This is a genomic window from Streptomyces sp. NPDC127117 (assembly GCF_042677325.1).
GTDB lineage: Bacteria > Actinomycetota > Actinomycetes > Streptomycetales > Streptomycetaceae > Streptomyces.
This window is the reverse complement of the sequence record NZ_JBHXTM010000001.1, coordinates 241,461-267,629: the sequence shown is the minus strand read 5'-3', so window position 1 is coordinate 267,629 and position 26,169 is coordinate 241,461. Positions and strand designations below refer to the sequence as shown.

The following is a 26,169-nucleotide window of genomic DNA, read 5'->3' as shown; positions in this document are numbered from 1 at the left end:
GCCATCTCACCCGGGTGATCGCGCGAGACCGTGGCATCCCGGGAACTCGTCCCGGCACGTGAATCCGGTGCATCGCTGCGACAGGAGTCATCGGAGGAAGGCCGCGGCCACGCCCGCATCGACGGGAACATGGAGTCCGGTCGTGTGCGTGAGGTCGCCACCAGTCAGCGCGAAGACGGCGTTGGCCACATGCTCCGGAAGCACCTCGCGTTTCAGGAGGGTCCGCTGCGCGTAGAACTCGCCGAGCTTCTCCTCCTCGATGCCGTACGTCGCCGCACGCTGGGCACCCCAGCCGGCCGCGAAGATACCCGAACCACGCACCACACCGTCGGGGTTGATGCCGTTGACACGGATGCCGTGCTCGCCCAGCTCGGCGGCCAGCAACCGCACCTGATGGGCCTGATCGGCCTTGGTGGCCGAGTAGGCGATGTTGTTCGGACCCGCGAACACCGCGTTCTTCGACGCGATGTAGATGATGTCGCCACCGATGTTCTGCGCCGTCATCATCCGTGCGGCCTCGCGCGACACCAGGAACGAGCCGCGCGCCATGATGCCGTGCTGGAGGTCCCAGTCCCGGGCCGTCGTTTCGAGCAGCGGCTTCGAGATGGAGATCCCGGCGTTGTTCACCACGAGATCCACCCCGCCGAACGCGAGGGCGGCGGCCCGGAACGCGTCGGTGATCTGCTCCTCACTGGTCACATCGACCGTCACGGCGACAGCCTTGTCCGCCCCGCCGAGATCCTCCGCCACCGAGGAGGCGCTGGCCGCGTCGATGTCCGCGACGACGACACATGCTCCCTCCGCGACCAGCCGGTGCGCGACGGCCTTGCCGATGCCGGATCCCGCGCCCGTGACCAGCGCGACCCGGGTGGCCAGCGGCTTGGCCTTCGGCATCCGGCGCAGCTTGGCCTCCTCCAGCTCCCAGTACTCGATCCGGAACTTCTCGGACTCCTCGATCGGCGCGTACGAGGAGACGGCCTCGGCGCCACGCATCACATTGATGGCATTGAGGTAGAACTCCCCGGCGACCCTCGCCGTCTGCTTGTCCTTGCCGAAGGAGAACATGCCGACCCCCGGCACCAGCACGATCGCCGGGTCCGCACCGCGCATCGCGGGGGAGTCCGGCGAGGCATGGCGCTCGTAGTATGCGCGATACGCCTCCCGGTACTCCCCGTGCAGCTTCTTCAGCCGTGCCGCCGCCTCGTCCAGCGGGGCATCCGAGGGCAGGTCGAGGACCAGCGGCCTGACCTTCGTACGGAGGAAGTGGTCCGGGCAGGAGGTGCCCAGGGCGGCGAGCCTGGGGTGTTCGGTACGGGCGAGGAAGTCGAGCACCGGCCCGGTGTCCGTGAAGTGGCCCACCTGCGGACGGTCGGTGGAGGCCAGACCTCGGATCAGCGGGGCGAGCGCGGCCGCGCGCTCCCGGCGCCGCTCCTCGGGAAGCGGCTCCCGGCCCGCCCATTCGGGGCCGAAGGGTTCAGCCCTGCCCCGTTCCTGGAGGAAGGTCTCGGCGGTGCGGATCATCCACAGGGCGTTGTGCTCGCACTCCTCGGACGTATCGCCCCAGGCCGTGATGCCATGCCCGCCGAGGATCACCCCGACGGCCCGGGGGTTGGCCTCCTTGACCGCGGCGATGTCCAGACCGAGCTGGAATCCCGGCCTGCGCCACCCCACCCAGGCCACCTTGTCGCCGAAACATTCCGCGGTCAGCTTCTCGCCGTCGGCGGCGCACGCCAGCGCGATCCCCGAGTCCGGATGCAGATGGTCGACGTGCGCTGCCTCGACCAGCGCATGCATCGCCGTGTCGATGGAAGGGGCCGCACCCCCCTTGCCGTGCAGGCAGTAGTCGAACGCGGAAATCATCTCGTCCTCACGCTCCACCCCCGGGTACACGCCCTTGAGGGCGCGCACCCGGTCCAGACGCAGCACCGCGAGCCCGGCCTCGGTGAGCGTGCCGAGATCACCGCCGGAGCCCTTGACCCACAGCAGTTCGGTTTCGCCACCCGTGACCGGGTCGGTGCCGTTGGCCTTGACCGAGGTGTTGCCCCCGGCGTAGTTGGTGTTCCGGGCGTCGGAGCCGATCCGGTGGGCGCGTTCCAGGAGCGCGGCGACTTCGGGATGCGTCGCGGAGGTCATGAGTTTCCTTCTTGGTCGGGGTCCGTCTGAACCGGTCGATGGTCGTACGGGGGAGTGGGGAGGGCAGGGCTCAGGCGCCCCAGCCGGCCTGCTCGCCACCGACCCGGGCGGCGGCGATCCGCTCCTGATTGCCCGAGGCCAGATACGCGGCGAACGGATCCCTCGCCAGGCCGAGCTCCTCACGTACGTCGGCCAGCAGCGGACGTACATCGGTGTTGTACGCGTCCATCAGCGCGCCGTTCGCGGCCAGTACATCGCCGGACCGTTGCGCGGCGTCGAGCGCCGCCATGTCCACCAGCAACGCCTTGGCGGTCGCTTCCTGCACATTGGCGACCGACCGGATCACCGCGGGGATCTTCGCCTCGATGTTGTGGCACTGGTCGAGCATGAAGTTGACGTTCGTCTCGGCCTTCAGACCGTCGTTCCTGACCACCTCGTGCATGATCCGGAACAACTGGAACGGGTCGGCGGCCCCCGCCATCAGATCGTCGTCCGCGTAGAACCGGGAGTTGAAGTCGAACGCGCCGAGCTTCCCCGCGCGGAGCAGGGAGGCCACGATGAACTCGATGTTGGTGCCCGGCGCGTGATGTCCGGTGTCCACGACCACCTGGGCCTTCGGACCGAGCCTCAGACAGTGCGCGTACGCCGTGCCCCAGTCGGGAACATCGGTCGCGTAGAACGCGGGCTCGAAGAGCTTGTACTCCAGGAGCATCCGCTGGTCGTCGCCCAGCCGCTCGTACACCTCGGCCAGGGCCTCGGCGAGCCGGTCCTGGCGAGCGGTGATGTCGTCCTGTCCGGGGTAGTTGGTGCCGTCGGAGAACCAGAGCTTGAGATCGGGAGACCCGGTCCGGTCCATGATGCCGACGCACTCCAGCAGATGGTCGGTGGCCTTCCGGCGCACCTTCGGATCGGGATGGGTGACCGAACCGAGCTTGTAGTCGTCGTCCTGGAAGACGTTGGAGTTGATCGCCCCGATGCGCAGCCCGAGCCCCTCGGCGTGCCGGGTCAGCGCGGCGTAGTCCTCGACCTTGTCCCACGGAATGTGCAACGAGACCTTCGGCGCCACGCCCGTGAACGCGTGCACCTGCGCAGCGTCCTCCATCTTCTCGAACGGGTCGCGCGGCACCCCCGGTTGAGCGAACACCTTGAAACGCGTCCCGGAGTTCCCGTAGCCCCACGAGGGCGTCTCGATGACCTGGGACTTCAGAGCTGCCTTGACGGCCGACACATCAGACATGAACACCTCGTAAGCAGAGTCATCCAGCGACCGGAGACCGTTCGGACGTATGAATCGTTTCATCTGGGCCGTACGCTAGGTTTGCCGCGAGCTTCCAGTCAAGCAGCTGGTCGGGTTCTCTTGGTGGGCTGAATCAATTCATCACAGGCGTGCCCGGCCTGACGAGCCGTTCAGTGCATGGTGGCGCATCGGGGCGGCGAGGTGAAGAGAGCCCCGTCGAGGCCGGCCGGTCTGCTTCCCGGCCGGCCCCGTCCGGCTGCCGGGCACCGTGCGCTCGCGGTGGCGCCCGGCTGGTCCGCTCGGCTCAGCGACCGCCGACGGACACGCTCGGTTGCAGGGAGCTCACCAGGTCGAAGAACCGGGACTCGTTGCCGCAGAGACCGGCCCGCTGAAGCGCACCGTCGGCCTCCGCGATCGGCGAGGCGAGCAACGGCACGTACAAGGGTCCGTCTTCGGGATCCGCGAGCGCGGCGCGAGTGGCCTCCAGCAGTCGGACGTACGCCTGGGCCGCGGCGAGTTCGTCATTGCGCATCTCAGCATCTCCCGGTCAGAGGTGTCGGACCCACCAGCATCCCCCATGGGTCTGACAATGCGGGTCGACGGCGGCGCGGGGCGGCCCGTTATCCGCCGTCCGGTCTTCGTGCACCGGCCGGCGGTTCGACCTCCAGGAATCTTCGGCGCCGCGCTCCTCGGTAGAGCAGGACCGTCCAGCCCAACTCCCGCAACACCGCCGAGCACCGGGCCAGCTCGGCCTCCTCCGCATGGGACGCCCCGCTGCCGGGCGGACCGAGCCACTCGACACGTACACCGCCCGGTGCCTCGCCCGGCCGCAAGCGGTAACCGGCCGTCGTCCGCAGCCCCGATCCGTCTACGGCCGAGGGGGCCAGGCCCGATGCCTCCAGGGCGATGGCGACCGCCCGTACCGGCCGGAGCATTTCCCACTGCGCGGGTACGCCCTGCGGGTCGGCGTCTCCGGTGTTCGTCAGCCGGCGGATCTGGAGCATTCCCTCGAACGCCGTCCGTACGGAAGCGGAGCGTTTCGCATCCGGCTCCGGAGCCATCGGACCGTCCCCGGTGGCCGGTTCGAAACCGGCCTCGTCCTCGGTGTCCATCAGTGTCCCCCTTCGACCGTGCCGTACTGCTGCCAGTGTGCGTCGCACCACTGACAGCGGCTCGGGAGCGGGGCACGGGCGGCCCCTTCAGCAGCCGAGCACCTTGCCGGGGTTGAGGATGCCGTACGGGTCGAGCGCCACCTTCACCACGTGATGCATGCCGAGCACCGCGGGGCCCAGCTCCTTGCTCATGCCACGCATCTTCAGCAGCCCCACCCCGTGCTCGCCCGTCACCGTGCCGCCGAGGGCGATCGCGTCGTCGAGGATGTCCTCGAAGGCCAACTGGGCCCGGGCGCGTGCGGCTTCGTCGCCGGGTGCCGTGATGATCAGCGGGTGCAGGTTCCCGTCCCCGGCATGGGCGATGTTGGCCACCAGGATGTCGTGCCGGGCCGCTGTCCTCTCGATCCGGGCCAGCATCTCGGGCACCGCGGTGCGCGGCACGCACACGTCCTCGGTCAGGACCGGACCGAGTCGTTCCAGCGCCGGATAGGCCAGTCGGCGTGCCTGGAACAGCGCATCGGCTTCCTGCTGGTCCGTGGAGACGGCGGCCCAGGTGGCCCCCGCCCGCTCGAAGCACTCCCGTACCAGCTCGGCCTCGGCGTCACCCTCGGCTCCCGGCGTGTCGACCCGTCCCAGCAGCACCACGTCCGCGTCGGCGGAGAGGCCCATCCTCTTCCAGGCGTCGACGGCGGCCAGACAGTGGCGGTCGACCAGTTCGAGCGCCGAGGGGATCACGCCCGACGCGGTCACGGCGGTCACCGCCTCACCGGCGGCCACCACCGAGGAGAAGTATCCGGCCACGGTCCGCTCCTGCGGCCGTGCCGGACGCAGCCGCACCGTGATCTCCGTGATCACGCCGAGGGTTCCCTCGGAACCGACCATCAGCCCGGCCAGGTCGTACCCCGCCACACCTTTCGCGGTGCGTCGGCCGAGCGGGACGACCTCGCCGAGTCCATTGACCACTTCGAGGCCGAGCACATAGTCACGCGTCACTCCGTACTTGACGCAGCACATGCCCCCGGCGTTGGTCGCGACGTTCCCGCCGATCGTCGACCAGGGCGAGCTGGCCGGATCCGGCGGATACCAGAGCCCGTGCTCCGCGACCGCCGCACGCAGATCGTCGTTGACCACTCCCGGCTGGACGACGGCCAGCCGCTCCGCCGGGTCGATGCGGACGATGCGGTTCATGTCCTCGAAGGACAGGACGATCGCCCCGTCCACGGCGTTCGCACCTCCTGAAAGGCCGGTGCCCGCGCCGCGTGGCACCAGCGGAATGCGGTGGGCCAGACAGTGCCGGACCACATCCCGGACCTCTTCGCTGCTCTGCGGACGCACCACGGCCAGGGGTGTTCCGTACGGGGCCCACTCGGCCTCGTCGTGCTGATACCGGGCGAGGCCGGCCGGATCGGTGAGTACCCGCCGGGCAGGGATGTCGTCGATTGCTGGGTTCGCCACGTCCGTGGCCACCTCCCACTACGAAGATGTACTCCCGTCATCATTGCGCGCGGAGTCCGGGACCGGGCCGGAGCCCCCCACTCCGGCGTGCGGGACGGGTGGCCGAAGGGTGCCCCGTCACGAGTGGTCCAAGACCGACCGGCAGAGTGATGATCATCAAATTGAGGCGAACGGGTGACGGATCCCGATAGGGTCGGCCGTCCGACAATTCCGTACCCAGAGGATCCACGCACCGTGCCCGACAACGTCCAAGGCCCCGGCATCGACCGTGCCGCGCTGCGCGCCGACTGCGCGAACTGCTTCGGGCTGTGCTGCGTAGCACTGACCCTGACACGGTCCGCGGACTTCGCGATCGACAAGGACGCCGGTCAGCCCTGCCGGAACCTCCAGGAGGACTTCCGCTGCGGCATCCACACCGAGCTGCGCACCCGGGGCTTTCCCGGTTGCACCGTGTACGACTGCTTCGGGGCGGGTCAGAAGGTCTCCGGCGAGACCTTCCACGGACAGGACTGGCGCAGCGCCCCGCGGACCGCCCAGCAGATGTTCCAGGTGTTCCCGGTCATGCGGCGGCTCCACGAACTGCTCTGGTACCTCACGGAAGCGCTGTCCCTGGAACCGGCGCGGTCCCTCCACGATGAGATCCGGCGCACCCTCGACGAGACGCAACGCCTCACTCACCTCCCGGCGGACGCGTTCCGCGAACTGGACGTGGCAGGGCACCGCGATGTCGTTGCCGAGCTGCTGCGCCGTGCCGGCGCGCTGGTACGAGCGACCACGCCGCGCAAGAAGACACGCGACCACCGGGGCGCCGACCTCATCGGAGCCCGGCTCAGGGGCGCGGATCTGCGGGGCGCCGATCTGCGCGGCGCGTATCTGATCGCTGCGGACCTCACCGGTGCCGATCTGCGCCTGGCCGATCTGATCGGCGCCGACTTCCGGGACGCGGACCTGTCCGGAGCCGACCTCACATCGAGCCTCTTCCTCACCCAGTCCCAGCTCAACGCGGCCGGGGGAGACGCGTCGACGAAACTCCCGCCGTCCCTCGGCCGCCCCACGCACTGGCACCGGTGAACTCCGGACCGGAGGCGGCCACCGGCCAACGACCCGGACTCGCCCGGCCCCGACGCACCGTGACGAATCGGCCGGTGCGTCGGGGCACTGCGGACGTGTCCGGTTCGTTGCACAGTGTGGCGTACCCGGAACGCCGCAGACGACCGGACCGAGGAGTCCCGCACATGCCCAGCAGTACCGACCGCAGCCGCACCGAACCGAATCGCACGGACGGGAACCGCACCCGCCTGGTCGAGCGCCTCATGGAGCAGTTCCCGCACGTGCCCCGGGAAGCCGTCATCAAGGAAGACCTGCTGCGGGGCGGACTGGCCTTCGACGAGTCCGCCCTCAGCGACAACGAGGGCGGTGACGTCAAGCCGAAGTCCTACTTCATCTTCTCCTTCGACCACGGCACCCTCCCCGAGCTCGGTGCCGCCGCACTGCGCCGCCCACCGGAGGAGATCGTCCTCACCGGAGGCCCGTACGACCTGCGCAGGACCGTCGTGTCGGTCCGGGTCAACCCGGCGTCCCCGTACCGTGTCGCGGCCGACGACGACGGCGTGCTCGGGCTGTATCTCGACGGCCGGCGGATCTCCGATGTGGGCCTGCCGCCCATGCCGGACTACTACCGGCACACGCTGGAGAACGGCAAGTCCGTGATGGAGGTCGCGCCCACCATCCAGTGGGGATACCTCGTCTATCTGACGGTCTTCCGGGTCTGCCAGTACTTCGGTGCGAAGGAGGAGTGCCAGTACTGCGACATCAACCACAACTGGCGCCAGCACAAGGCGGCGGGACGTCCGTACACCGGAGTGAAGCCCGTCGAGGAGGTCCTGGAGGCGCTCGCCATCATCGACAAGTACGACACGGCGAAGACCTCCACCGCCTACACCCTCACCGGTGGGGCCATCACCTCCCACATCGGCGGCCGCGACGAGGCCGATTTCTACGGCCAGTACGCCAAGGCGATCGAGGAGCGCTTCCCCGGCCGCTGGATCGGCAAGGTCGTCGCCCAGGCCCTGCCCAAGGCGGACGTGCAGCGGTTCCACGACTACGGAGTGCAGATCTACCACCCCAACTACGAGGTGTGGGACCGCCGGCTGTTCGAGCTCTACTGCCCCGGCAAGGAACGCTACGTCGGCCGTGACGAGTGGCACCGCCGTATCCTGGACTCCGCCGAGGTCTTCGGCCCCCGCAACGTCATCCCCAACTTCGTGGCGGGCGTGGAGATGGCCGAGCCCTTCGGCTTCACCACGGTGGACGAAGCCATCGCCTCGACCACCGAGGGCCTGCGCTTCTTCATGTCGCACGGCATCACACCGCGGTTCACCACCTGGTGCCCGGAGCCCACCACTCCGCTGGGGAAGACCAACCCGGACGGGGCGCCGCTGGAGTACCACATCCGCCTGCTGGACGCCTACCGGGCGACCATGGAGGAGTACGGTCTCAGCTCGCCCCCCGGCTACGGCCCGCCCGGCCCCGGACGCGCCGTCTTCTCCGTCAGCTCCTTCATGGACAGCCTACCGGCCCGTCCGGATGGTGCCCTCTAGAGCTAGGTGTATTGCCCTGTGAGGTTGGGGACGCGACCGGCGGGTGGATTGCCTGCGAGCGCGATGTGTCCGCGGTGGTGATTGTAGGTGTGCAGCCGTTGTGGGAACGCGTCGCGTCGTTCCTGTTCTGAGCGGTAGGGGCGGGCGTAGGCCCACTCGTCGAGCAGGGTGCGGTTGAAGCGTTCGACCTTTCCGTTGGTCTGGGGGCGGTAGGGCCGGGTTCGCTTGTGGGCGATCCCGGCCGCTGCGGGGGTGTCGCGCCAGGCGTGTGATTTGTAGCAGGCTCCGTTGTCGGTCAGGACCCGTTCGACGGTGATGCCGCAGGAGGTGAGGAACTGCTGGGCCCGGGTCCGGAAGGCGGTGGCGGTCTCCATCCGTTCGTCACCTCGTCACCGTGGATCTCGCTGCGGGCGAGGCGGAAGTGGTCGTCGACGGCGGTGTGGATGTAGCTGTAGCCGGCGTTCGAGCGGGTCTTGCGTTCTGCTTGCCGGCCGAGGGCTCTGTGTCCGCCGCCGTCGGGGATGTTGCCGGGTTTCTTGATGTCGACGTGGACGAGTTCGCCGGGCCGGTCGCCTTCGTAGCGGCGTATGACGCGGCCGGTGGCCCCGGTCGAGATGGGTGAGGCGGGCCAGGCGGTAGCGGGCCAGGACGCGGTGCACGGTCGAGGGCACCAGCCCGAGCAGGTGCGTGATGCGGGCCGGTCCCCACCGGCTCAGGACGCGGACCTTGATGATCCGGCGTTCGGTGCGGGTCGGGGTGCACCAGCTCGGAGCGGAGGCCGGTCAGATCGTTTGGCGACCAGACGAAAGCCATGTCGACCAGCCCTTCGCGCAGAGCGGAGGCCTCCTGTTCCCAGTCATATCGCCCGGGCACCACTCGCACTCCAGGATGGCGCCGTGCGAACTCGGCCCGTGCCCGGGTGGTGAGTTCACCCGCGCCGCTCGCCTCGAACCCCACCCGCAGCACGTCTGTCTCACCGCGCCGGTGCCGCTCGGCGGCGGCGGACAACCGCTCCGACTGACGGACCGTGAGCAGAGTCTCGGCGATGATCTCCCGGCCTGCGTCGGTCGCGGAAACACTACCGGCGTGCCGGTCGAAGAGCCGAACGCCCAATTCCGACTCAAGGTTCTTCAACGCGTAGGACAGGGCCGGCTGGCTGACGTACAGCCGCTGTGCGGCCCGTCCGAGGTTCTCCTCGTCGGCGATCACGGTGAGGTAGTGCGGCTGACGCAGCTCCATTCGGCGATCATAAATCGTCTTTATGGAACGAGAGGAGCTCTGTCTTGGACCGTACCGGGCACCGGCTGCGATAAATGATTCAGCTCAACAACCCCTTTGGGCAAGTGGAGTTACTGATGAACACAGAGACCGGATCCGCCGACCTCGACGGGACGACGGGCCGCGTCTGGCTGATCACGGGAGCGTCCTCCGGTTTCGGACGTTCGATCGCCGCCGCCGCACTGGCCGCCGGGGACACGGTCGTAGCCACGGCCCGCAGGCCCGAGACGCTCGACGACCTGGTCGCCGCGTACCCCGACCGGACCGTCGCCGCACAGCTGGATGTCACCGATACCGCTCGCGTCGCCGCAGCCGTCGCCGACACGGTGCTCTGGCACTGACGCATCGATGTTGTTGTCAACAACGCGGGTCTCGGCATGGTCGGGGCGGTCGAGGAGACCACCGACCAGGAACTGCGGGACCTGACGGACCTGCACTTCTTCGGCCCCGCGGCATTGGTCCGCGCGATGCTGCCGCACATGCGCCGGCAGCAGTCCGGCGCGATTGTTCAGATGAGCAGCATGGGCGGCCGGTTCGCATTCCCCGGAGTCGGCGCCTACTCGGCGACCAAATTCGCCCTGGAGGGCCTGCCCGAGGCACTGGCGGCCGAGGTGGCCCCGCACGGGATCAAGGTACTCATCGTCGAACCCGGATCGTTCCGGACCGGGTTCGCCGGGGGAGGAGCGCTCCGGCAGACAACCGCGCCGGCCGCGTACGAGGGGACGGTCGGCCCTGTCCGGAGGGACCTCCCGGGCTCGGACGGCAAGCAGGAGGGTGACCCCGACAAGGCCGCGGCAGCCATTCTCACTGCCCTCGCCGCTGAGAAGACGCCACTGCGACTGCCGCTCGGCAACGACGCGACCGATGCGATCCAGGCACACCTCGAAGCGACCCGTGCCGAGACACTCGCGTGGGAGAAGGTCAGCCGCAGCACCGCCTTCGACGACTGAGGAGCGCGGCGCCGCGCTCCATCGCCGCCGACGCGGCCGACGGCGACGGAGCGCCGGGGACGACGAGGGCGACCCGTCGTGCCCGGCGCCGGGAAATGTCAGGCGCGCCACTCGGCCGTGCGCTCGGGGGACGCCTCGGCGAGCGCCTTGCGGACGGTCTCCACGTCGCCCTGGTGACCGTAGACAGGTGTGCCGGGCTGCTGACGCCAGGACTCGTCGAGACCCCCGGCGTCCACCGTGTCGAAACCGAGTTCGTCGATGAGATCGCGGACGACCCGCTTGGCCGCCGCGTCGTCGCCGGCCACCGGCAGCGCCTGGCGGCCGGGAGTGCCCTTGGGGAGCCCGTTGGAGAGGATGTCCTGTGCGTACGTCCCGTTGAACGCCTTGATTACCGGGTGGCCGATCTGCTCCTCGGTCCACCGGCTCTCGGGCTTGCCGTCCTCGATCGCGGCGATGCGGCCGTCGCGCTGCTGCGGGTAGTAATTGCCCGTGTCGATGACCGCGACCCCGTCCGCGGCACCGTCGATCAATCCGGCGGGCAGATCGGGGACGGCCTTGAGCGGGACGGTGACGACGACGACCTGGGCTCCCCGAGCCGCTTCCGACGCGTTGACCGCAGTGGCCCCGGTCTCCTCGGTGAGCGCGGAGAGCGTCTGCGGGCCGCGCGAATTGGCAATGGACACCTCGTGACCCAGTGCGGTGAGGCGCCGGGCGAGGTTTCCGCCGATGTTGCCCGCTCCGATGATGCCGATCTTCATGGATCCGACCTTCCGATGGCGACGCGGTATGTGATGTGGTCTCGCCGGTTCATCAACTACCCGTTTCCGATCCATATTCCTGGCAATGGCAAAACGATTCGCCCGTTCATCCGAAGGATGGGAACGACCGGCTGCGGGCACGTTCAGGAAGAGAACGGAAACGCTCATCCCACTTGAAGGCGGTGCCCATGCTCCATGGCGTCGATGTCAGCTCCCATCAGTCGTCCTTCGACACGGACGGACTGGACTTCGTCTTCATCAAGGCCACCGAGGGCCGTTCGTACATCAATCCGCACCTCTCGGCACAGGTGAAAAGGGCCAGGGACGCGGAGTGCGTGCTCGGCTTCTACCATTTCCTCTGGCCGGGGAACATCACGGCCCAGGCCGAGTACTTCGTGAGCAAGGCCCCGGAGAAGGCGGGCGATCTGCTCGCCGTCGACTGGGAGGAGAACGGCGAGGGCACGCGGGCCAGCAACGCCGAGAAGGACCGCTTCATCCGTGAGGTCAAGCGCCTGCGGCCGCACCACAAGGTTCTGCTGTACTGCAACCGCTATTTCTGGCTGAACCACGACACCACGTCGTACGCGGGGGACGGCCTGTGGATCGCCGACTACGTGACTGCGGGGAAGCCCAGGATCAAGGCCTCCTGGCGTATCCATCAGTACACCGACCATCCACTCGACAAGGACGTCGCTGCCTTCTCCTCGCGGACGGCCATGCGTGACTGGGCCGAGGGGTAGGCACCGCGAGACCGTGCACATGGGCGGCGCGGCCCTCGACTGTGCCGGGCGGTACGCACTCGCATTGATGGGTGAAAACTTATGATTGGTGCGTGCCTAAGATGGTGTCGATGAGCGAGACCCCGCCCAGCCTCCTGGGATTCACGACCTATCTGCTGTCCAAGACCGGCAAAACGGCGCGGAGCCGGCTGGCGGCGCGACTGGCCGAGCGTGACCTCCGGCTCTGGCACATGGCCGTACTGTCGGCGCTCATCGACTTCGGCCCCCATGTGCAACGGGAACTGGCGTCGAGGCTCGGGATCGACCGGAGCGACATCGTCAAGATCGTGGACGATCTCGCGCTGGCCGGTCTCGCCGACCGGGCCCGGGACACCGCCGACCGCCGCCGGGTGACCGTCACGCCCACCCCGGCCGGCCGCGCCGTGCTCGCGGAGCTCCAGGACGATGCGCAGAGCGTGCAGGAGACACTGCTCGCCCCCCTGACGAAGCGCGAACAAGCCCAGTTGAAAGCACTGTTGGGGCGCGTCCACGCCCATGTCCACGACAGCCCCGCAGTGTCGAATGCCCACGACAGCCCCGAAGCGGTGAGGCCAGGTCGCTGACCGATTCCCCGGTGCAGGTGCGGCACACTTCTCGGGTGACCACAGCCGCGGCTCAGCCGCCTCGCGACCGCGCGCTCGGGCGCGGAATCACCACCCTCATCCCGCAGGCCGCCACGGCGACCCCGGCCGAACAGGCGGCGGCCGTACTGACGGCGATGCAGAGCGTCCCCGTACGCGTGGGCGTCCTCCAGGCGGCTGTGGTGCTCCTGGAGGAACGAGTGCGTGCGACGCAGGACGACGCGGAGCGTGCGGCCGCCGCGACGACGGTCGCCATGCTGCGCAGTGCGATCGGCCGGGCCGGCTGACCGGCCGGCACGGCCGATCGGAGCGCCCGGCCCGGTCGGCCGGTCGGGCCCGCAGACCGGCTGCGGACCCGTGGAGCGTGGATCAGCGCAGCTCGTCCAGGGCCAGCTCGCACGCCTCGGGATAATTCCGCCAGTGCCGCCAGTTTCCCTCATGTGACAGGACGCCGGCGAGCGCGTCCGCCAGTCCGAGATGCCCGGGCCCCGCGATCTCCCGTAGGACCACGACGGCGGCGGTCAGCCCGTCCCGGCCGCCGTCGGCCAGAAACCCGAGAGCGGCGGCAGGATCTTCCGGGGCTGCCCTGCGTGTGGACTCCACCAGCGGCTGCAGCCACCGGGCCCACTGCCGATACCGGCCCGAAGCCTCGGAGTCCGCCTCGTGGCCCCCGCACGCCCCATCGGCCCTGTTCGCCTCGCCCGCCCCGTTTGTCCCGCCTGGAACGTGCGCCTCGCTTGCCTCGTCCAGGCGTTCCGCAGCCTCCAGCAGCGGTGCCAGTGCCTGCGCGAGGCGCCCGCAGTAACTCGTCGCACTCTCCGTGACCCAAGGGTGTTCGGCGGTGAAGTGCTCCCAGCCGGTCTGTACCCCGAACTCGTTCAGCCACCACGCGCCCGGGGGCCGTAGGCCCTCGGCGCCACCGAGAACGAAGGCTTCCCGCACCAGTTCGTAGGCAGGAGGAGTGCGTTCCGCGAGCAGCACGGCATCGTACAGATCCTTGCCCTGCGGATACGCGTCGGTCACCAGCCACAGCAACTTCCAGGCCAGTGACAGCTCCGGCGACACCGCCTGCACCCGGCAACCCGGCCCGTCCCCCAGCGGTTGAAGTTCGGTGAGCACGGCGGGGGAGGGCAGAGCCTCGTTGAAGACCACGTCGAGCTGCACGGTGCCGCCGGGCACCCCGTCCGCTGTCCACGGCAGCAGCATGCGCCGGCCCGGAACCCGGTCGTACGTCCAGATGTCTTCCGTCACCAGGCCTGCCGCGTCGATCCGGACCGAACCACGGGCGGCGGCCGCTGTCTCCGCCGCGTCCCGGGCGATCGTGTCGAAGAGACCCGCGCACCGGGGGTCGTCCATGGACCGGTCCCGGGGCACGAAGAGGAAGTCCAGATCCCCCGGATCGCGGGCGGCCTCCCCGAACCACGTGGCCATCAACATGCTGCCGCGCAGCACCAGATGGCCGCCCCACGGGCCGTCCGCGATGGACGCGAGCACCGTGTCCAGTGCGGTACGTCGTGCCCGGTGCCAGGCCCGTCCCACCTCGTCCCGGCCATCGCCGAAGAGCGGTTCTCCGGCCCGGTAGGCATTGGCGAACTGTTTCAGCGCGGGCTCGAAGATCAGTGGATGATTCATCCCTTCCGGCGCGGGCAGCAAGGTTCTTGGAAGCTCGGAAGCGCGCCGGGTCTCCTCGTCGAGGGGCACATGCGGAACTCGCCGGTCCCCCGTCCACAATCTGCTCCAGGAAGCGGACCCGTCGGCGGAAGATGTCATGGTGAGGCTCCTGTTGGGGCAGTGCGCTGCTGTTCGCAGTGCAGGTCGTGGAGGCCGACGCATCGAGCAAGCGTGATCATCCGACGCGAGCATAGGTGTCCGCACCGAGCGGCGGGTGGCGGGCCCGGCGGTCGGGAGAGTCAGGCGCGACCGGGGCGGGACGAACCTGTCGTCCAACGGCCGGGATACGTCCATCCATTGGCATGGACCTGATGGTCGTGCTGCGTTACAGTCCGCTTGCGGCACACTCTGAGAGCGCTCTCAGATCAGCGCTCCCGGACGCCTGCTGTTCCTCCCCCACGAATCCGGAACAACAGAAGGGCCATTGCCTTGAGATGTATGAACGCGCTGCGTACGAGCCTGGCTGCCGCACTTGTCGTCGGAGCCTGGGCGACCGTGGGTCTCACCTCCGGCCCGGCATCCGCCGCCGCCGTGGACTCGCCGCTCGGTACACCCCGTTCCACGACCGATGAAGCGCCGGCGTCCGAAGGAATGCTCTCCGCGATGCGGAAGGACTTCGGTCTGACAGAAGGCCAGGCCAGGGCGCGGCTGGCTGCGGAGAAGACGGCAATCGCCGTACAGGGCAAGGCGCGACGGGTCGCCGGATCGTCCTATGCCGGCGCCTGGTTCGATCCGGCCACGAACCGGCTCACCGTGGCAGTCACCGACAGCCGCAAGTCGGCCGCCGTTCGCGACTCCGGCGCGGCCGTGCGGTTGGTGAGCCACAGTGCGCGGCAGCTCGACGCGACCAAGGCGCGGATCGACCGGCTGACCGCACCGGCAGGTGTCAGCAGCTGGCACGTGGACCCGCAGGCCAACCGGGTCGTCATCGACGTTGTCGCTTCGGCAGCAGAAGACAACGATGTCGAGACCTTCGTCGAACGAGCTCGCAAGGCCGGCCCCGTACTGGTGAAGCAGACTCCCGAGCAGCCCAGGACCTTCGCTGCCGGAACCGTGGGCGGCGACCCCTACTACACGGGCAACGTGCGGTGCTCCATCGGCTTCTCCGTGTACGGCGGCTTCGTCACGGCGGGCCACTGCGGACAGGCCGGCGCGGCGGTCAGCGGCTGGGACGGTTCGGCGATCGGCAACTTCCAGGGTTCGTCCTTCCCCGGTGACGACTACGCCTGGGTGAGTGTCGGCAACGGCTGGTGGACGGTCCCCGTCGTACTCGGCTGGGGCACCATCTCGGACCAGCTGGTGCGGGGCTCCGCAGAGGCACCCATCGGCGCCTCGATATGCCGCTCCGGCTCCACGAGCCACTGGCACTGCGGCAATGTACTGGCCACGAACGAAACCGTGAACTACAGCCAGGGCGCGGTCCATCAGATGACCAAGACGAGTGTCTGCGCCGAGCCGGGAGACTCCGGCGGCTCGTTCATCAGCGGGGACCAGGCCCAGGGAGTCACGTCCGGCGGCTGGGGCGACTGCACCAGCGGCGGGGAGACCTGGCACCAGCCCATCAACGAGATTCTGAACCGATACGGGCTGACACTGCACACGGCCTGACGGTACGCGGCACCGGTTGAACCCGGTCCGCCCGAATCCCACTGCGAGGGCCTGCCGCGACACGTGCGTGACAGCTCGGATGCGGCAGGCCCTTCATGCGGCACAACCGGTCGACCGGAATCCACGAGGCTGTACGGTCCTCGTTGTCGAGCCCCGTGCCACCGATGAGAGTGTCGGGCGACGAGCCCGGAACCGAGGAAAACGGGCTCAGGTTTCCCTGCGAGCACGCCACTCGTCGAACTGCTCAAGCGTGCGGACACGGTCGTCCAGGACCGACCGGTAGATGTCTGCCGGAGAAATCGCCTTCACCCACGAGGCGGGCCGATGAGCCGTGGGTGACGTCAGCAACCACTCAACCGGGTACTGCCCTGATGCCGGCTCATGGTCGGCGGTGGCGCCGGCTCTGGATCGGGCGGGACTGCGGCGTCCGTCCGGCTTCACCCATGAGGTGGTGTTCCGGCGCTGTCCTGGTTGCCAGGAGCACAGCATCGTGCGTGAGGACGACTTCGTGTGCGTCTTCTGAGGTAGCGACCTGCCTGATGTGTGGAACGTGGATCCCGACCTGTGACGGCGGTGGGTGGCCGGTGACCCGTACTCCACCGCGTGCCGCGGTCAACCCATCTCGGGCACGCCCGAGCCGGTGCTCGCCACACTCGACGACCATGCCGCCGGGCAGCTCCTCGGCACAGGACCCCGGTCCGCTGTAGGTTCTCTGTGATGACCTTGATGGAGACGCACGGCCTCGCGTCGATGACTGACGAGGCACAGTTACGTTGGAGGGCGCTGGGAGACACGTCCCGGCGGCCGGCCGTGGTCATGCTGCACGGCGGTCCGGGCCTGCCGGACTATCTGGACGGCATCGCCCCCATGGTCGCGGACCTTGCGCCCGTGTACCGGTACGACCAGCGTGGCACGGGCCGATCCCCTTGGCGTGGCCGCCACTCCCTCGCCCGGCACATCGACGATCTTGCCGAGCTGCTCGACGCATGGGACGTGCCCGAGGCCGTGTTGATCGGGCACTCCTACGGCGCCACCCTGGCGAGCCGGTTCTGCCTGAGGCACTCCGACCGGGTCGCCGCGCTGCTGCTGATGTGCGGGCCGTTCGTGGGTGATTGGCGCAGCGGGGACCGAGCGGAGCGCGTTCGCCGAATGTCCGCGGTGCAGCAGGAGCGGCTCCGCGAACTGGAGGAGTTGCCACACCGTACGGAGGAGCAGGAAGCCGAGCTGCTCACGCTGTCCTGGTTCACCGACCACGCCGATCCCGAGCGTGGGTGGCACTGGGCCGCGCAGGGTGCCCGGCAGCGTCGTCCCGTCAACTGGGAGATGAACGGTGAACTCGGCAAGGAAGGGCGCGTGGACCCGCTCGATGAGCATATTGCCGAGCTGCGCGCATGCCTGCCCGCGAGAGCGGAGCTCCTCGGCGGAGCCAATGATCCCCGCCCGTTCGCCGCGCTTGAGTCGCTCGGCCGCCGGCTCGATCTACCGCTGACCCGGATCGAGGACGCAGGGCACGAGCCTTGGTTGGAGCAGCCCGACGTCGTGCGCGCGCACCTTCGGCGATTCGTGCGAGGTGCGGTGAGCGCGTAAGCCCTGGACCGGATCGCCGGCCCGTCACATCCTGGCTCTCGGCACTGTTGTGGCTCCGGAGCCGAACAGGGCCTCAACCCAAGCTGGCCGCCTGTTCCATCGCACCGCCCCCGCTCGGCGCGAGTCGGGCGGGCCGTGGCCCCGGACGTGTGCCGGCCCTCATACGGCTTCGGGTTGCGGGAAGCTGGGCCTCCTGGGCCTTCAGATGCGCTAGGTGACCGGGCTCGGCTCGGGAACCGCGGCTTTCTCGAAGACTGTTCGGCGTTCGACCAATCCGAGGGCCACACCGGCGATGATGACCATGCCGCCAAGGGCCTGGGTGAGCTGGACCGTCTCCTCGTTGATCACCACAGCACCGAGCACACCGAACACGGGTACCAGGTTGAGGATGTTGACCGCGACGCTCGAAGTCGTCCTCCGCAGGCCGTAGTTGTAGAAAAGGAAACCGCCGACGGAACAAGCCACGGCCAGATAGGTGAGCATCAGCGAGACCGAGGCGTCCGGCACCCGCCAGTCCCCGATCTCCAGGAGTGAGGCGAGCAGGAAGCCGGCGGCGCCTGCCACAGTCTGGTGGTAGGTGAGGTTCACCGCATCCTGTCCCCGGCCCGCGTATTTGCCCAGCACGTTGTATCCGGCCCACATCAGCCCGCCGAGCAGGAGCAGCACGTCACCGAACCAGCGGGCGGCGCCTCCGACTTCTGCCCCGTTGCGTACAACAAGGAAGGCTCCCAGAGCGGCGAGCAGCACGCCGCTGACCCGGAGCAGCGGCATCCTGGTCCGGAGGAGAGCCAGCTCCAGAAGCATGGTCATCAGCGGATAGGTGGCCACGATCAGGGAGGCGTCCGAGGCGGTCGACAGCTCGACGCCGATGTTCTCCGGCACGAAGTAGGCCGTGATGCCGAGCAGGCCGCTCAGGTAGGTCATCCGCCGTTGGCGGGCATCCGGCGGGGCGGCCGGGTTGCGACGCATGCGCGCCATGATCGCGAGCAGCACGGCGGCGATGGTGAAGCGGATGGCCCCGATGGTCAGCGGCCCGACGTCCGCCAGTACCTCCTTGGTCACCGCGTACGAGCTGCTCCACAACAGCGCGGCCGCCACGACTGAGCAGATCGCCACTTCTGCAGCAGGACGGTCGGCGCACCAACCGGGATCTGGCACAGGAGTTGGGTATCGCGCTCTCCACCTGCCTGGAGCGAGTGCGCGCCCTCCGCGAGCGCGGTGTGCTGCTCGGATTCCACGCTGAGGTAGACCTCCCCTCGCTCGACCGAGGGCTGCAAGCGATGATCGCCGTGCGGGTACGGCCGCCGACGCGTGCGGTCATTGAGCAGTTCAAAGCCTTCGTGGCGCGCATGCCCGAGGTGATCGCCGTCTTCGTGCTGACGGGCACCGACGACTTCCTCCTCCATGTCGCGGTTCGCGACACCGACCAGCTGCATTCCGTGGTCCTGGACAAGCTGACCGAGCGGCAGGAACTCGCAGACGTACGCACCTCGGTGATCTACGGACACCTGCGCAAGAACACCATCGAGCCGTTGTGATGGGTCGTCAGATCCCTGCGGCCGGCCGGCAACCGGAGACCCAGGGACCTGTGATCTGCGGGAGGTTGTGAATGCGATCCTTTCTTCCGGGAGTCACCTCGCACTGTTCGGCAAGATGATGCGACTGAGCCGCCCGGGAGAGGGGACGTACGCGTTCGTCACCAGCGAAGGTCCACATGGATCACGGCGGCATGTGCCAGGGTGCCGTCATGACTACGACACCGGATGGACGTCCTGTCCCACCCGCGCATGCCGGCGAGCGAGCCATGCTGGAAGCATGGCTCGACTTTCACCGTGCGACTCTCGCCCTGAAGTGTTCGGGCCTCAAAGACGATCAATTGCGGTTGGCCTCGGCTGCGCCGTCGTCGATGACACTACTGGGCCTCGTCCAGCACATGGCCGACGTGGAACGCAACTGGTTCCAGCGTGTGTTCGCAGGCAAGGACACGCACGCAGTCTTCGGAGAGAGCAACGTCGACGGCTTCGGTCTTGACGACGACCGGGGACTCGATGAGGTCATGGCGGTGTGGCAGAAGGAGATCGCTCGTGGGCGTGAGCTCGTCGCCGACGCCTCACTGGACGAGTCCGGTCGGCTGTCCGATCAGGAAGCCGGCCAGGTGGGTGACGGAGCTGTTTCGCTGCGCTGGATCATGGTCCACATGATCGAGGAGTACGCACGTCACAACGGCCATGCCGACCTGATCCGAGAACGCATCGACGGACTCGCCGGGGCGTGAGATGTGCTGGGTGACAACTGCTTCGTCCGGCCTTGTCCACCAGTAGTGTCGTGGTACCGCCACCGGATGTCACGGCAACAGAATTCGTTTTCCGAGGAGTTGAAATCGGATCCGGCCGAATGTCTGGCGCTGGGAATTCTGATCTGATTGACGTGGCCCTCGGCCATCCCGGAGTTCCGGGGCAGGGTCGGACCGGCAAAGACGGAGGCGGATGCCGGGCGGATCGCCGTCGCGGACGGCATGGAGGCGCGCAGCCAGGCCACGTTTCCCTGGCTCCAGCGATTGCCCGAGTAGGGCTTGTGCTGATCGCGGACGTGGGCGACGCACCGTTCGGCCGCCTCGCGGAGGTTGTGCCACAGGTGCCAGTGGTGAGGGACCTGTACCGTCTGGGGAGCTCCGGTAGAGGCGCGTCGGCGAAGAACGCAACTCCGATTCCCGAACCGGCAGCCAGTTGAGATCGCCAACCGACGATCTTCGGACGCCCCACCGGCGGCCAGCACGACCGCAGCTCGGGCCTCCGACAAGTTCATCGGGACTTGCGTCAGTGGTCACGCGCGTATTCGAGGGGGTGGACGTGACAGGTGAGCGGCTTGACGCGGACTGGGTCCGATTCTGGTGGAAGCAGGCCGATGCGTCGCTGAACAGGCTGAAGGAGCTGTTCCTTCAGACACACGGCTTCCTACCCGGCCACAACTGCGTGATGCTCGCAACCGACGACAGCCACCGGGCGACCGGAGCACTTGTGGACCTGACGCCGATCCCCTCCGACCTGACCACGCTCTACTGGGTGATCAGCGAGGCTGCCCTGCCCGATGCCGACAGCGGGTACTTCATTCACTCACCCGCGACGGTGGCGGGACACTTCCGTGAGTACGGCCCCGCGCCGATCGACGGTGAATCGATCGCCCTGGTATTCGCCGGCGATGGCGGTGGCTGTCTGTTTGCGATCGGGGACAGCGGATACATCTGGAAGTCCGCCACGGCTTCCTGGTCTGACCATTTCGACATCGTCGCTGCCGGCTTGCAGGAGTTTCTCGAACAGCTCGGCCGCCGGATCGCGAACCAGCTCTGATCATTGGCCGAGTCAGATGGAAACCTCGTCGGTCAGCGCAGGTACGGTGCACGAACGAAGGACCATGAGCGAGTCTTCCGACGCCGCCACCATGGCAAAGGGAAACCGGTCGAGTTCAAGGCAGAGTGCGACGTCATCGGGATGGACTCCCTGACGCACACCCTCCGCCAGTTCTGCCGCGGCGCGCGACTCGGCGGCGCGGCGGAGGAACTCAGCTGCTTCCGTCCCTGCCTCGGTGGCCCTCAGCGCGATGTACTGAGCGCACGCCAGATCTTCATCGGCGCGCCCATCCTCGCCAGTGACCACGAACGTGACATCGTCACACTCGCGTATCCGCAGCAGCCGGGCCGTTGCCTCCGCCACCACGAAGCTGGCGCACAGCACCAGCGACGCCTCCTTGACCGCAAGGGCGCCGACCGTCCCTGCCGTGGTCTTCTGGACAACGGTCCGTCCGTCGAGGTCAATGGACCGCAGCAGGCCCGGCGAGTTGACGGTGTCGAATCCGGGCGCGGACGGACCGTCCTTGAGCGCCACCCAATCCGGGTGGTGAGCCTTGAGCGCCAGGGCTTCGTCCAGCGACCCAGCAAGAACGACCTTCTCCGCGCCCTGGGCAAAGGCCCAGGCGGCCACGGTGAAAGCACGCATGACATCGACCACCACCGCCACTCGCGGGGTTCCGACCAGCTCAGCGATGCCAAGGAAACGAGCGTCCACCCGATCATGATCGCGCATGCCCGACCCCGAGCACCCGGACAGTGATGCGCATCACGTCGACATTGCCGGTGCCCGGTCGGAGAAGGGGATGGAATTCGCTCCCGCGCGGATGCTGTCCGGTCCTGTCCCGGTCGGCGTGCGGTGAGCGGGCGGTGTCGGACAATGAACGTATGACCCGCCCCAGAATCCGTGTCGCTGCTTACGTGATCCGGCATCGTGCCGTACCCGAGTTGCTGGTGTTCGACCATGTCGGGATTCCAGCCGCCGGTACTCAGGTGCCTGCGGGCGGCGTCGGACCGGACGAGGAACTGGAACCGGCTGTCCTACGAGAAGTCGCTGAAGAAACCGGGCTGTCGGGGGACGTTGCCGTGGTTCGGCAGGTCGCAGTGGAGGACAAGCCGCACCCCGAAACGGGGCAGCCACGCAGGACCTCCTTCTTCTTCCTCCGAGTACCGGCCGACACCCCTGATGCGTGGGAGCACAGAGTCAGTGGAGATGGCGACGACGCCGCCCTCACCTTCGCCTGCCGTTTCCTCGCCCTTCCCCTGAAACAAGCGTTGGCGGATGAACAAGACGCTTGGCTGGGCCAGATCGATCCTGATTGGGTTACGGCCATGCCGTCCGAAAGCAGTGATGTGCCCCTTCCTGATGGTCGGCCGAGGGCTCTCCGACCGACTCGGGGGTCCGGCGAATGACGGATGGCGGAGGCACAAGTGGGCTGTGGCACAGCCACCGTCCGTACTGCACCCGCATCCGCACCCGCGCTCGTTCTCGACCGTTCCGTCCTCCCAGTGCCGCGGAGCCACCTTTGCTGGATCAGACTGCGATTGGCTTGCGGTAGCGGACGTGTTCGCTCCGGCGTCGGAACCCTACGCTCTCGTAGAGGTCGTAGGAACGGTGCGGGTTTGCGGTCCCGGTGTACAGCCGGGCGGACTTCGCGCCGTGCTCGCGAAGACATCGCAACCCGTCCAGCAGCAGAGCCCGCCCAAGGCCACGACGTCTCGACTCTGCCCGGACGCTCAGTTCTTCGACTTCGCCCAGAGTGGAGTCGTGCCGACGGATGGAACACAGGGCGACACCGGTGACCCGATCTCTCTCCCAAGCGGCCCGCCAGCAGGTTGGCTCGGCCGTGGCGAGGAAGCTCTCGAACGTCCACCTCTCGGTGAAGGCGGCATCCGCATACGAATCGACCACCGCCTTCCAGACCGCACGGTAGCTGCTCGGATCGACCGCACCGACCCGGATGTCGGCCGGCAACGGCTTGCCGTCGGGCAGATGCCTGAGATCGGTCAGCTCCAGCTCCACCAGGCTGAAGACAGGCCGGTATCCATTTTCGAGCAGTAGTGCCGTTGCGTCCTGCTCAGTGGCCACGGCGTTCGCGCCGAACACGGCCGTCGGTGTGGTTCCGTGCTGCTGTACGAGTCGGCGGATACGGGTTTCCGCCCAGTTGAGCATCGCCGAGCCGATGCCCAGGCCGCGGTGCTCGGGCAGCAGGTATCCGCGGTGCAAGTACAACCACGTCCCGTCCCGCTCCTGCCACCACCTGATCGTCGAGTAGCCGACGACGCCACCGTCGTACTCCACCAAGACCTGGTTCTCGGAGGGGGTGTCGAGCTTGGCGGAGCGTTCGGCGAGTTCGGCCGCTGTCGGGACTCCCTCCACGATCGAGCGTGCGTCGATCCGATCGCGCTGCGCACAGCCGTGCCGCACTGCGGCCATCGCATCATGGTCATCGTGGCCGTGGTAGAGCCGGAAGGCGTAGCCAGGCACCCGTTCCAGCGATGCATGGTCACTTCCGCTGTTCACGTCCATATCTCCATATCGGGACTCCCTGTCACGCTGGATACGCGGTTCCACCGGTTACGGAAGCTTAGGCCGTGGCGATCAGACGGCAGCATCATCTGCACGCCCAGTGCACGTATCGCAGGTGTTCGCCGCCATCCGGAGATTCGGGGCCGTTGTGCGGGAGGAATCAGGGGGTGCTCGGGGAACGCTCCGGGAAGTACCTGATGTCCGTGCCCGCTGCCGCCTGACAGCATGCGGGGCATGACCTCAACAGGCTTGAAACGAAGGACCGTTGTGGGTGCGGCGCTATCGGGGACGGCAGCTCTGCTCGCCTCCGCGGCGCTGCCCGCGCCCCGCGCCACCGCCTCGTCCGTATCGCTCCCGCCGCTGGACCCCACCGCCCTGCAGGCGGCGATCGACGACCTGGAGCACCCACCGTCAACCGCGGCCCAGTTACGAGTCGGCGGTACGGCCGGCCACTGGTACGGCACTTCGGGTGTGGCCGATGTTGTGACGCGGCGGCCGGTGAGGGCACGGGACAAGGTCCGGATCGGCAGCATCACCAAGGTTTTCGTCGCCACGGTGCTGCTCCAACTGGTGGGAGAGGGCCGGGTCGAGCTGGACGCGCCCGTTGCGCATGCCCTGCCCGGGTGGTTGCCGGCCGGGTTCTCCTCCATCACCGTGGCCCACCTGCTGAACCACACCAGCGGGCTGCCCGACCACGTCGGCATCCAGGAGCCGGAGACCGCGGAGGAAGTGTTCCGCCACCGCTTCGACCACTGGACGCCGCGGGAGTGGGTGGAGACGGCGACGCACGGGCCGCTGAAGTTCACCCCGGGCACCCGACAGGAGTACCGCGGCATCAACTACGCACTGGCTGCACTGATCATCGAAGAGGTGACGGGCCGTCCGTACGGGGAGGGCGTGGAGGCCCGCATCCTGCGTCCGCTCGGCCTGGAGCACACCGTTGTGCCCGGTACCGATCCGCGTATCCACGGTCCCCATGTGCACGGCTACCTGACCATGGCCGACGGCCGACTGCGGGACATCACGACGTACGACCAGTCGTCCACCCGGGGCGAGGGCGACATGATCTCCACCACGGGCGACGTCGACCGAATGCTCGTCGCGCTGTTCTCCGGCGAACTGCTCCAGCCGGAGCTGCTCGGGCTGATGTTCACCCTGCCGCCGGCCGAAGTACGGATGCTCGACGGCTCGCCCGCCCGTTACAGCTCTGGGCTGCAGCAGGCCACGGTCAACGGCACCACACTCTGGGGCAAGACCGGGGAGACGTACGGCTACAAGAACGCCGCGTTCTCCACCCGTGACCAGCGGCGCCGCTTCGTGCTCGCTCACCATCCGACGACCCCGCGCAACGGCGAGGAGACCCAGATGGTCGCCCGGGTCGCCGATCTGCTCACCCGTAACCCGTAACCCGTAACCCGCTCCCCGAGTCCCGTAGCACATGTCCGGATCACGATGGGGCGCGTGCTTCCTGGGGGACTTGGGGGACCTGGACCAGCAAGTGGTATTGCTGCGGGGCGATATGGCGAAGTGTCGAGAGAGAATCGGCCCGCACTCCGTGTCACTCCCGTCTGTAAGGTCAGTTGCTCAGGGGACGGCAGCGCGCGGCATCGGCCCCGCGAGGCTGTCGGTCCGGCGTGCCGGTCTGATCCGCCGGTGCACATGAGGAGCTGTGATGATGAGTGTGGATTCCGTACTTCGCCAGGCTGATGCCGCGCGCATGAGGAGCATTCCTGCCGGGGAGATCATCCTGCGCGACGAGGGCACGCGATCGGACTGGAATGTGGAGGTCGGTGCCTTCAGGCTGGCACCGTATCCCGTGACCCGCGAGCTGTATTACGCGGTTCGAGGCGAGGCGCCCGCGAGTGAGGCCGGACCGCGTACACCGGTGACCGAGATCTCGTGGATCGGGGCCGTCCGGTTCTGCAACCTGCTCTCGCAAGGGGCAGGGCTCCAGTCCTGCTACTCGACGGGCGACGACCCCGACGGTCTGGACGTGGTCTGCGACTGGCGGGCCGACGGCTATCGCCTCCCGTCCGAGGCGGAGTGGGAGTACGCATGCAGGGCCGGGACCTCCGCGGTTCGTTACGGGGACCTGGACGAGATCGCCTGGTACCGCGGGAACTCCGGCGGCGAACTGCACGACGTCGCGACCAAGGCACCCAACGCGTGGGGTCTCCACGACATGATCGGCAACGTGTGGGAGTGGTGCTGGGATCTGTACGACCCGGAGGTCTACGGCCCGTACCGCGTATTCCGCGGCGGGGGCGGTTTCGACCGGCCTCGGAGTTGCCGGGCGTCGTGCCGCCGCAAGAGCCACCCGACCTTCCGCATCGATGACCTGGGGTTCCGGCTCGCCCGAACACTGTGAGCGGGTGGGGCAGCGCTGGGTTGGGGACGGTACGCCGGCGGGCCGTCAGCTGCCGGGCAGTCGAAGGACAGCTGAAGTCACGGCATTGCGTCGAGGCCGCGGTCGAGGAGGGGGGGCAGCTCCAAGACCCCCGCCACCGCCCCCGCGGCCACGGCCGAAAGTAACACAAAATAGCCCTG

General features: G+C 68.2%; 25 protein-coding genes and 4 pseudogenes. 17 read left to right on the top strand and 12 right to left on the bottom strand.

Annotation, left to right across the window (positions count from 1 at the left end; all coding sequences use genetic code 11):
- Window positions 1–87: 87 nt before the first annotated feature.
- The 5 genes from ACFVH0_RS01320 to ACFVH0_RS01300 form a co-directional block, all read right to left on the bottom strand.
- Entirely contained in the window at window positions 88–2,133 is a 2,046-nt protein-coding gene (locus tag ACFVH0_RS01320; RefSeq protein ID WP_385817364.1) for a bifunctional aldolase/short-chain dehydrogenase, read from the bottom strand.
- Window positions 2,134–2,203: 70 nt separating this feature from the next.
- Window positions 2,204–3,370, bottom strand: coding sequence for an L-rhamnose isomerase (gene rhaI, locus ACFVH0_RS01315; protein WP_385817363.1), 1,167 nt, complete (start codon window positions 3,368–3,370; stop codon window positions 2,204–2,206).
- 304 nt (window positions 3,371–3,674) lie between these two features.
- Window positions 3,675–3,902 carry a hypothetical protein gene (locus tag ACFVH0_RS01310; RefSeq protein ID WP_385817362.1) on the bottom strand — a complete coding sequence of 76 codons (228 nt, stop codon included), beginning with the start codon at window positions 3,900–3,902 and terminating at the stop codon, window positions 3,675–3,677.
- 88 nt (window positions 3,903–3,990) lie between these two features.
- Window positions 3,991–4,482 (bottom strand): hypothetical protein, encoded by a 492-nt coding sequence (locus tag ACFVH0_RS01305; RefSeq protein ID WP_385817361.1) that lies wholly within the window; start codon window positions 4,480–4,482, stop codon window positions 3,991–3,993.
- An 87-nt stretch (window positions 4,483–4,569) separates the two neighbouring features.
- Window positions 4,570–5,937 (bottom strand): FAD-binding oxidoreductase, encoded by a 1,368-nt coding sequence (locus tag ACFVH0_RS01300; protein ID WP_385817360.1) that lies wholly within the window; start codon window positions 5,935–5,937, stop codon window positions 4,570–4,572.
- 234 nt (window positions 5,938–6,171) lie between these two features.
- Between ACFVH0_RS01300 and ACFVH0_RS01295 the strand changes: the two genes are divergently transcribed.
- Both ACFVH0_RS01295 and ACFVH0_RS01290 read left to right on the top strand, forming a co-directional pair.
- Window positions 6,172–7,008, top strand: coding sequence for a pentapeptide repeat-containing protein (locus ACFVH0_RS01295; protein ID WP_385817359.1), 837 nt, complete (start codon window positions 6,172–6,174; stop codon window positions 7,006–7,008).
- A gap of 164 nt (window positions 7,009–7,172) precedes the next feature.
- Window positions 7,173–8,537, top strand: a complete 1,365-nt coding sequence (locus ACFVH0_RS01290) for a radical SAM protein (RefSeq protein ID WP_385817358.1) — start codon at window positions 7,173–7,175, stop codon at window positions 8,535–8,537.
- A 2-nt stretch (window positions 8,538–8,539) separates the two neighbouring features.
- Here ACFVH0_RS01290 and ACFVH0_RS01285 read toward each other — a convergent pair.
- Window positions 8,540–9,295, bottom strand: a pseudogene (locus ACFVH0_RS01285) (IS481 family transposase); the annotation flags it as partial.
- A 46-nt stretch (window positions 9,296–9,341) separates the two neighbouring features.
- A pseudogene (locus ACFVH0_RS01280) lies at window positions 9,342–9,776 on the bottom strand (LysR family transcriptional regulator); the annotation flags it as partial.
- 116 nt (window positions 9,777–9,892) lie between these two features.
- On the opposite strand from ACFVH0_RS01280, the pseudogene ACFVH0_RS01275 reads away from it, so the two are divergent.
- A pseudogene (locus ACFVH0_RS01275) lies at window positions 9,893–10,765 on the top strand (oxidoreductase).
- A 98-nt stretch (window positions 10,766–10,863) separates the two neighbouring features.
- Here ACFVH0_RS01275 and ACFVH0_RS01270 read toward each other — a convergent pair.
- Window positions 10,864–11,598: an NADPH-dependent F420 reductase gene (locus ACFVH0_RS01270; protein ID WP_385817357.1), complete on the bottom strand. Its 735-nt coding sequence runs from the start codon at window positions 11,596–11,598 to the stop codon at window positions 10,864–10,866.
- 113 nt (window positions 11,599–11,711) lie between these two features.
- Here ACFVH0_RS01270 and ACFVH0_RS01265 point away from each other — a divergent pair, with 113 nt between their 5' ends.
- The 3 genes from ACFVH0_RS01265 (at window position 11,712) to ACFVH0_RS01255 (ending at window position 13,170) form a co-directional block, all read left to right on the top strand.
- Complete coding sequence (locus tag ACFVH0_RS01265) at window positions 11,712–12,263, top strand: glycoside hydrolase family 25 protein (RefSeq protein WP_385817356.1); 552 nt, start codon at window positions 11,712–11,714, stop codon at window positions 12,261–12,263.
- Between the two features lie 110 nt (window positions 12,264–12,373).
- On the top strand, window positions 12,374–12,865 hold the full coding sequence (locus tag ACFVH0_RS01260) for a MarR family winged helix-turn-helix transcriptional regulator (protein ID WP_385817506.1): 492 nt from the start codon (window positions 12,374–12,376) through the stop codon (window positions 12,863–12,865).
- 35 nt (window positions 12,866–12,900) lie between these two features.
- Window positions 12,901–13,170: a hypothetical protein gene (locus ACFVH0_RS01255; protein ID WP_259934195.1), complete on the top strand. Its 270-nt coding sequence runs from the start codon at window positions 12,901–12,903 to the stop codon at window positions 13,168–13,170.
- Between the two features lie 82 nt (window positions 13,171–13,252).
- On the opposite strand, the gene ACFVH0_RS01250 is transcribed toward ACFVH0_RS01255, so the two are convergent.
- Complete coding sequence (locus tag ACFVH0_RS01250) at window positions 13,253–14,515, bottom strand: nucleotidyl transferase AbiEii/AbiGii toxin family protein (RefSeq protein WP_385817355.1); 1,263 nt, start codon at window positions 14,513–14,515, stop codon at window positions 13,253–13,255.
- A gap of 477 nt (window positions 14,516–14,992) precedes the next feature.
- Here ACFVH0_RS01250 and ACFVH0_RS01245 point away from each other — a divergent pair, with 477 nt between their 5' ends.
- The 3 genes and pseudogenes from ACFVH0_RS01245 to ACFVH0_RS01235 all read left to right on the top strand — a co-directional run bounded on the left by ACFVH0_RS01245 (window position 14,993) and on the right by ACFVH0_RS01235 (window position 17,749).
- The gene (locus tag ACFVH0_RS01245) at window positions 14,993–16,162 is read left to right on the top strand and encodes a S1 family peptidase (RefSeq protein ID WP_385817354.1); all 1,170 of its coding nucleotides are present in this window, start codon (window positions 14,993–14,995) and stop codon (window positions 16,160–16,162) included.
- A gap of 283 nt (window positions 16,163–16,445) precedes the next feature.
- Window positions 16,446–16,685 (top strand): annotated as a pseudogene (locus ACFVH0_RS01240) (hypothetical protein); the annotation flags it as partial.
- 194 nt (window positions 16,686–16,879) lie between these two features.
- Window positions 16,880–17,749 (top strand): alpha/beta fold hydrolase, encoded by an 870-nt coding sequence (locus tag ACFVH0_RS01235; RefSeq protein ID WP_385817353.1) that lies wholly within the window; start codon window positions 16,880–16,882, stop codon window positions 17,747–17,749.
- A 210-nt stretch (window positions 17,750–17,959) separates the two neighbouring features.
- On the opposite strand, the gene ACFVH0_RS01230 is transcribed toward ACFVH0_RS01235, so the two are convergent.
- Window positions 17,960–18,865 (bottom strand): DMT family transporter, encoded by a 906-nt coding sequence (locus ACFVH0_RS01230; protein WP_385817352.1) that lies wholly within the window; start codon window positions 18,863–18,865, stop codon window positions 17,960–17,962.
- On the opposite strand from ACFVH0_RS01230, the gene ACFVH0_RS01225 reads away from it, so the two are divergent.
- The 4 genes from ACFVH0_RS01225 to ACFVH0_RS01210 all read left to right on the top strand — a co-directional run bounded on the left by ACFVH0_RS01225 (window position 18,850) and on the right by ACFVH0_RS01210 (window position 21,096).
- Window positions 18,850–19,287 (top strand): Lrp/AsnC family transcriptional regulator, encoded by a 438-nt coding sequence (locus ACFVH0_RS01225; RefSeq protein ID WP_385817505.1) that lies wholly within the window; start codon window positions 18,850–18,852, stop codon window positions 19,285–19,287. The genes ACFVH0_RS01230 and ACFVH0_RS01225 overlap by 16 nt on opposite strands.
- A gap of 209 nt (window positions 19,288–19,496) precedes the next feature.
- Window positions 19,497–20,024 (top strand): DinB family protein, encoded by a 528-nt coding sequence (locus ACFVH0_RS01220; protein WP_385817351.1) that lies wholly within the window; start codon window positions 19,497–19,499, stop codon window positions 20,022–20,024.
- 147 nt (window positions 20,025–20,171) lie between these two features.
- The gene (locus tag ACFVH0_RS01215) at window positions 20,172–20,318 is read left to right on the top strand and encodes a hypothetical protein (RefSeq protein ID WP_385817350.1); all 147 of its coding nucleotides are present in this window, start codon (window positions 20,172–20,174) and stop codon (window positions 20,316–20,318) included.
- A gap of 280 nt (window positions 20,319–20,598) precedes the next feature.
- Window positions 20,599–21,096, top strand: a complete 498-nt coding sequence (locus ACFVH0_RS01210; protein WP_385817349.1) for a hypothetical protein — start codon at window positions 20,599–20,601, stop codon at window positions 21,094–21,096.
- Window positions 21,097–21,108: 12 nt separating this feature from the next.
- On the opposite strand, the gene ACFVH0_RS01205 is transcribed toward ACFVH0_RS01210, so the two are convergent.
- Complete coding sequence (locus ACFVH0_RS01205) at window positions 21,109–21,810, bottom strand: 2-phosphosulfolactate phosphatase (protein ID WP_385817504.1); 702 nt, start codon at window positions 21,808–21,810, stop codon at window positions 21,109–21,111.
- A gap of 16 nt (window positions 21,811–21,826) precedes the next feature.
- Here ACFVH0_RS01205 and ACFVH0_RS01200 point away from each other — a divergent pair, with 16 nt between their 5' ends.
- Both ACFVH0_RS01200 and ACFVH0_RS01195 read left to right on the top strand, forming a co-directional pair.
- Window positions 21,827–21,955 (top strand): hypothetical protein, encoded by a 129-nt coding sequence (locus ACFVH0_RS01200; protein ID WP_385817348.1) that lies wholly within the window; start codon window positions 21,827–21,829, stop codon window positions 21,953–21,955.
- 25 nt (window positions 21,956–21,980) lie between these two features.
- Window positions 21,981–22,505: an NUDIX domain-containing protein gene (locus ACFVH0_RS01195; protein ID WP_385817347.1), complete on the top strand. Its 525-nt coding sequence runs from the start codon at window positions 21,981–21,983 to the stop codon at window positions 22,503–22,505.
- A 121-nt stretch (window positions 22,506–22,626) separates the two neighbouring features.
- Here ACFVH0_RS01195 and ACFVH0_RS01190 read toward each other — a convergent pair whose 3' ends face one another.
- Window positions 22,627–23,622: a GNAT family N-acetyltransferase gene (locus ACFVH0_RS01190; protein WP_385817346.1), complete on the bottom strand. Its 996-nt coding sequence runs from the start codon at window positions 23,620–23,622 to the stop codon at window positions 22,627–22,629.
- Between the two features lie 234 nt (window positions 23,623–23,856).
- Here ACFVH0_RS01190 and ACFVH0_RS01185 point away from each other — a divergent pair, with 234 nt between their 5' ends.
- Together ACFVH0_RS01185 and ACFVH0_RS01180 are read left to right on the top strand one after the other, a co-directional pair.
- Window positions 23,857–25,029, top strand: a complete 1,173-nt coding sequence (locus tag ACFVH0_RS01185; RefSeq protein WP_385817345.1) for a serine hydrolase domain-containing protein — start codon at window positions 23,857–23,859, stop codon at window positions 25,027–25,029.
- Window positions 25,030–25,339: 310 nt separating this feature from the next.
- The gene (locus ACFVH0_RS01180) at window positions 25,340–25,990 is read left to right on the top strand and encodes a formylglycine-generating enzyme family protein (protein ID WP_385817344.1); all 651 of its coding nucleotides are present in this window, start codon (window positions 25,340–25,342) and stop codon (window positions 25,988–25,990) included.
- Window positions 25,991–26,169 lie beyond the last annotated feature (179 nt).